Source organism: Streptomyces sp. NPDC060028 (genome assembly GCF_042736725.1).
Classification (GTDB): Bacteria; Actinomycetota; Actinomycetes; order Streptomycetales; family Streptomycetaceae; genus Streptomyces.
Map to the genome: position 1 here is coordinate 1 of NZ_JBHWVJ010000176.1, position 1,970 is coordinate 1,970.

The window sequence follows — 1,970 nt, forward strand, 5'->3', positions numbered from 1 at the left end:
CCGCCGTTTACTGGGGCTTCAATTCGCACCTTCGCTTACGCTAAGCGCTCCTCTTAACCTTCCAGCACCGGGCAGGCGTCAGCCCCTATACTTCGCCTTACGGCTTCGCAGAGACCTGTGTTTTTGCTAAACAGTCGCCTGGGCCTATTCACTGCGGCTCTCTCGGGCTTGCACCCTAACAGAGCACCCCTTCTCCCGAAGTTACGGGGTCATTTTGCCGAGTTCCTTAACGAGAGTTCTCTCGATCACCTTAGGATTCTCTCCTCGCCTACCTGTGTCGGTTTGCGGTACGGGCACCTCTCACCTCGCTAGAGGCTTTTCTTGGCAGTGTGGAATCAGGAACTTCGCTACTATATTTCGCTCGCCATCACAGCTCAGCCTTATGGGAAACGGATTTGCCTATTTCCCAGCCTAACTGCTTGGACGCGGATATCCAATACCGCGCTTACCCTATCCTCCTGCGTCCCCCCATTGCTCAAATGGTGAGGAGGTGGTACAGGAATATCAACCTGTTGTCCATCGCCTACGCCTTTCGGCCTCGGCTTAGGTCCCGACTAACCCTGAGCGGACGAGCCTTCCTCAGGAAACCTTAGGCATTCGGTGGAGGGGATTCTCACCCCTCTTTCGCTACTCATACCGGCATTCTCACTTCTAAGCGCTCCACCAGTCCTTCCGGTCTGGCTTCACAGCCCTTAGAACGCTCTCCTACCACTGTTCGAAGAACAGTCCGCAGCTTCGGTGATACGTTTAGCCCCGGTACATTTTCGGCGCAGAGTCACTCGACCAGTGAGCTATTACGCACTCTTTAAATGGTGGCTGCTTCTAAGCCAACATCCTGGTTGTCTAAGCAACTCCACATCCTTTTCCACTTAATACACACTTTGGGACCTTAGCTGGCGGTCTGGGCTGTTTCCCTTTTGACTACGGATCTTATCACTCGCAGTCTGACTCCCAAGGATAAGTCATTGGCATTCGGAGTTTGACTGAATTCGGTAACCCGTTGGGGGCCCCTAGTCCAATCAGTGCTCTACCTCCAAGACTCTTACACTTAAGGCTAGCCCTAAAGCTATTTCGGAGAGAACCAGCTATCTCCAGGTTCGATTGGAATTTCTCCGCTACCCACACCTCATCCCCGCACTTTTCAACGTGCGTGGGTTCGGGCCTCCATCCAGTGTTACCTGAACTTCACCCTGGACATGGGTAGATCACCTGGTTTCGGGTCTACGACCACATACTCATTCGCCCTATTCAGACTCGCTTTCGCTGCGGCTCCGCCTCTTCAGCTTAACCTCGCACGGGATCGTAACTCGCCGGTTCATTCTACAAAAGGCACGCCATCACCCATTAACGGGCTCTGACTATTTGTAGGCACACGGTTTCAGGATCTCTTTCACTCCCCTTCCGGGGTGCTTTTCACCTTTCCCTCACGGTACTGGTTCACTATCGGTCACTAGGGAGTATTTAGCCTTGGGAGATGGTCCTCCCGGATTCCGACGGAATTTCACGTGTTCCGCCGTACTCAGGATCCACTCAGGAGAGAACGAAGTTTTGACTACAGGGCTGTTACCTCCTATGGCGGGCCTTTCCAGACCTCTTCATCTACCTCGTTCTTTTGTAACTCCGTACAGAGTGTCCTACAACCCCAAGAGGCAAGCCTCTTGGTTTGGGCTAATCCCGTTTCGCTCGCCGCTACTCAGGAAATCGCATTTGCTTTCTCTTCCTCCGGGTACTTAGATGTTTCAGTTCCCCGGGTCTGCCTTCCATACCCTATGTATTCAGGTAAGGATACTATCCCATTACGGGCAGTGGGTTTCCCCATTCGGAAATCTCCGGATCAAAGCTTGCTTACAGCTCCCCGAAGCATATCGGTGTTCGTCCCGTCCTTCATCGGCTCCTAGTGCCAAGGCATTCACCGTGCGCCCTTACTAACTTAACCTAAAATAAGGTTTATTTTTAAAACTACTTAAATG

Annotated in this window: 1 rRNA gene; it reads right to left on the reverse strand. The window is 52.4% G+C overall.

Annotation, left to right across the window (positions count from 1 at the left end):
* Positions 1-1,936 (reverse strand): 23S ribosomal RNA (locus tag ACFWBF_RS37240); the annotation flags it as partial.
* Positions 1,937-1,970 lie beyond the last annotated feature (34 nt).